Consider the following 3,711-nt stretch of genomic DNA (forward strand, 5'->3'; position numbering starts at 1 on the left):
TCAGTCGTTCGTTCGTGCAGAGTCTCTTGCGGGGCGAACGGAATATCTCGCTGTTCCTGTTCCTCGAACTCTGCCAAGGTCTCGGCGTCGATGATCCCTGCGAACTGCTGCGCGACGTTCTGAAACATCGTGCTTTCCTTCGGGCGTTGACAAGCAGGCGGCAGGACGGAACGACCGCGCCTTCCACAAACTGAGCGCCCGAAACGCATCTGATCGACGCGGCGTTAGTCGCGGCGAGGCTGTTTCCGGGCGCGCGCAAGATGTGTGTTGTACTACACGCGCCAAAGCGCGCGCGTAGTAAACACCATCTTGCCAAAGGGAGGCGTGCCGCCCCCTGTTGGATACCCCCTGCGGAATGGGCGGGACTTTCGCGTCCCCCCGGCTCCGCCTCCCCCACGAGGACGGGGAGCCTTCGAGCTCCCCCGCGTACCGTGTCACCGACCGGCATATTGGAGCCAGGCCGTGATCGGCATCTAGGAGCCAGCGGATGATCGGCGTAATGGAGCCACGGCGTGATCGCCATAATGGAGCCACTCGCTGATCAGCATATTGAAGCCACATTGAGGGGCAAGACGGGCATTTCGAACTGACATCGGCGGCTATCCTGCGGGCTTTTTTTGCCGGCGGGAGGGCCAGTGGGCCGACGGAGATTCGAGATGTTTCACTATCGCCAAGTCCTGGTTCGATTACGCCAGGGCGATTCCGATCGCGACGTTGCTCGCGCTCGGCTGATGGGACGACCCAAGGTCGCTGCATTCCGCGCGTTGGCGGCTGCGCAAGGTTGGCTGGCGGCGGAGGCGGCACTGCCGAACGACGCTGCGATCAGCGCGGCCGTTGGCCAAGCGCGCCGTGCGCGCAGCACCATTTCCACCGTTGAGCCGCATCGAGCACAAGTCGAGCGCTGGGTCGCCGAAGGCGTCGGCGGCATTGCCATCCATGCAGCGCTCTGTCGTGAGCACGGTTATCGCGGCAGCTATTCTGCCGTACGTCGCATGCTCGCGAGCATCCGTGCCAGCTTGCCACCAGATGTCACCGTGCCGCTGCTGTTTGCGCCGGCGGAGGCGGCACAAGTCGATTTCGGCGCTGGGCCGTTGCTGATCGATCCGGCGCGCGGTGAGCTGCGACGAACCTGGTGTTTTGTGATGACGTTATGTTTTTCACGGCATCAGTACATCGAGTTTGTGTTCGATCAGTCCGTGATGACTTGGCTGGGTTGCCACCGACGCGCCTTCGAGTGGTTCGCTGCCGTTCCCACCCGCATCATCATCGATAACCCCAAGTGTGCGATCACGCGTGCCTGTGCCCGCGATCCACTAGTCCAGCGGGCTTATGCCGAGTGCGCCGAAGGCTACGGATTTAAAATTGATCCGTGTCCGCCGGCGGATCCGCAGAAGAAGGGGATCGTTGAGTCCGGCGTGAAGTACGTGAAGGGCAACTTCCTGCCTACACGCAGCTTCCGCGATCTGTCTGATCTGAACGAGCAAGCGCGTCGCTGGGTGCTGGAGGAAGCCGGCGTTCGCATCCACGGCACTACGCGCCAGCCGCCGCTCGAACGTTTCTTGCTCGAGAAGCCATTGATGCGCAGCTTGCCACCGCTCGCGCCGGACCTGGGCTCCTGGCATCGCGTCGTGCTTCATCGTGATTGTCATGCGAAGTTCGATTACGTGCTGTATTCGGCACCGTTCACGCTGGTCGGGCAGACCTTGTGGCTGCGTGCCACCGATATGTCCATCTCGATCTTCCAGGACTATCGACTGGTCGCCAGTCACGTGCGTTCGCGTCGGCCCGGCGATCGGCGCACGGTACTCGATCACTTGCCACCGGAAGCGCGGACATTCTTCGCCAAAGATCGGCAGTGGTGTTTGCAACAGGCGCGCGCTGTGGGGCCGGCCTGTGCCGAGCTCATCGATCAGTTGCTCGGCGATCGCATCGTCGAACGACTGCGCGGCGCACAGGGCGTGCTCGGCTTTGCAGAGACATTTGGCACCGCCCGCCTGGAGGCGGCCTGCCAGCGTGCACTCGCGCATGCGAGCCCCGCATACCGCACGGTCAAGTCCATCCTCCTCGGCGGATTCGATCGACTACCGCTGGACGATTCTCCACGCGACACCTCGAACGTCTATGGCGGCAAGGCGCGGTTCGCTCGCGACGCCAGAACACTGTTCGACACGAAGGAGGACACCAGGCACTAAACCGATTTCTTTCCACACTCGGGCGTTTTCGCCCGATGTTTCTAACAATCTTATTCTTTTGTTTGGAGTACCTATGAACCCGATTCCCGAACTCGCCCCGCATCTCAAACAACTGCGCCTGTCCGGCATCTTCGATTCGCTGGAGGCACGCAACCGTCAAGCCATCGATGGCAAGCTCGCCTATACCGAGTTTCTGGCGCTGCTCATTCAAGATGAGGTCGCTCGCCGCGAGCAGAAGAAGTTCACCTTGCGCCAACGCCGCGCCACCTTCCGTTCAACGAAGACGCTGGATCAGTTCGACTTCGACCGCTTGCCCAAGCTCAACCGCGCGCTGGTGCACGATCTGGCCACAGGTCGATATCTCAGCGAACGCGCACCCGTCCTCATCGTCGGTCAAGTTGGCGTCGGCAAGAGCCATCTCGCCCAGGCACTCGGCCACTGCGCGATCCGACAGGGCATCGATGTGCTATTCACTCCCTGCGCGCAGCTCACCGCTAGTCTCAATGCGGCCCGCGCCGCTGGTGGCTACGAGCGCAAGCTCGCCACGCTGGCGCGCATTCCATTACTCATCATCGATGATTTCGGCCTCAAACCTCTGCGTCCGCCCGCCGACGAAGATCTTCATGACCTCATCGCCGAGCGTTACGAGCAGGCGGCTACCATCGTCACCAGCAATCTCGATTTCCACGAATGGGATCAAGCGTTCCCAAACAATCGGCTGCTTGCCTCAGCGACCGTCGATCGCCTGCGCCACAACGCCTACTGCCTCGTCCTCGACGGTCCTTCCGGCCGCAATCCAAAAATCGCTCCACCAGCGGGACACTCGACGCTTGCCAACATCAGCAAAGCCAACCATTCTTAACCCTTCTGGAATGTCCGTTTTCCTCACCTGAAAACTGGCTCCATTACGCCGATCATGCCCGGCTCCTTTATGCCGGTCGGTGACACTGCGCGCCCGACTCGCAAAAGCGAGGCGCTTTTGCTCGCGGCTCACGCGGGGCGTTAGGTTTCAGAAGCGCATGGACGAAATGCCCATCCCGAATCCACCTCTGAGCGCAGATGAGGCGGCGTTGGTGGCGAAGCTCAGTGCCAAGGAACTGGACAGGATCGACGCGACCGTTCTTGAGTGCACTTACGAGCAATTTCGGAAGGTCGCGATGGTGGTGAGCTTGTGCATTGAGAAGCTGGGTACAAGTTACCCCAATTTCTCGGACGTCTTCTACGCTGAGCGCGTTCGCGCGCTTGTCGAGGCTGGAAAGCTTGAGTCGCAAGGCAACGTGTCATACATGCGCTTCAGTGAAGTACGGCGCAGCCAATGAAACCTAACATCCACATCGAGTTCGCACGCTGTGCGCGCCCGACTCGCAAAAGCGAGGCGCTTTTGCTCGCGGCTCACGGCGGGAGTTAGGCGTCATGGGAGCATCGTCTTTTACCCTGGAGTTCCCGGAGCATTTGCCGAGGGCGAAATGGCAGTACGTCTTAGATCAGCTGGCTCAGACCGGTGCTGTGGTCGAAGAGA

3 protein-coding genes are annotated in these 3,711 nt (G+C 61.0%); all 3 read left to right on the forward strand.

The genetic code is table 11. From position 1 onward, the window contains the following. Positions 1-656: 656 nt before the first annotated feature. The 3 genes from istA to JNL55_RS00015 all read left to right on the forward strand — a co-directional run bounded on the left by istA (position 657) and on the right by JNL55_RS00015 (position 3,511). The gene (gene istA / locus JNL55_RS00005) at positions 657-2,192 is read left to right on the forward strand and encodes an IS21 family transposase (protein ID WP_293848035.1); all 1,536 of its coding nucleotides are present in this window, start codon (positions 657-659) and stop codon (positions 2,190-2,192) included. A 73-nt stretch (positions 2,193-2,265) separates the two neighbouring features. Then, the gene (istB, locus tag JNL55_RS00010) at positions 2,266-3,054 is read left to right on the forward strand and encodes an IS21-like element helper ATPase IstB (protein ID WP_415922972.1); all 789 of its coding nucleotides are present in this window, start codon (positions 2,266-2,268) and stop codon (positions 3,052-3,054) included. Between the two features lie 157 nt (positions 3,055-3,211). Further along, positions 3,212-3,511 carry a DUF3658 domain-containing protein gene (locus tag JNL55_RS00015; protein ID WP_293848037.1) on the forward strand — a complete coding sequence of 100 codons (300 nt, stop codon included), beginning with the start codon at positions 3,212-3,214 and terminating at the stop codon, positions 3,509-3,511. The last annotated feature ends 200 nt before the right edge of the window (positions 3,512-3,711 follow it).

It is taken from the genome of Steroidobacter sp. (genome assembly GCF_016790065.1).
In the GTDB taxonomy this organism is placed as follows: domain Bacteria; phylum Pseudomonadota; class Gammaproteobacteria; order Steroidobacterales; family Steroidobacteraceae; genus Steroidobacter.

Bases quoted from the DNA above. Each gene is read 5' to 3' on its own strand.
- istA (WP_293848035.1), top strand. From the start codon at position 657: ATGTTTCACTATCGCCAAGTCCTGGTTCGATTACGCCAGGGCGATTCC.
- istB (WP_415922972.1), top strand. From the start codon at position 2,266: ATGAACCCGATTCCCGAACTCGCCCCGCATCTCAAACAACTGCGCCTG.
- JNL55_RS00015 (WP_293848037.1), top strand. From the start codon at position 3,212: ATGGACGAAATGCCCATCCCGAATCCACCTCTGAGCGCAGATGAGGCG.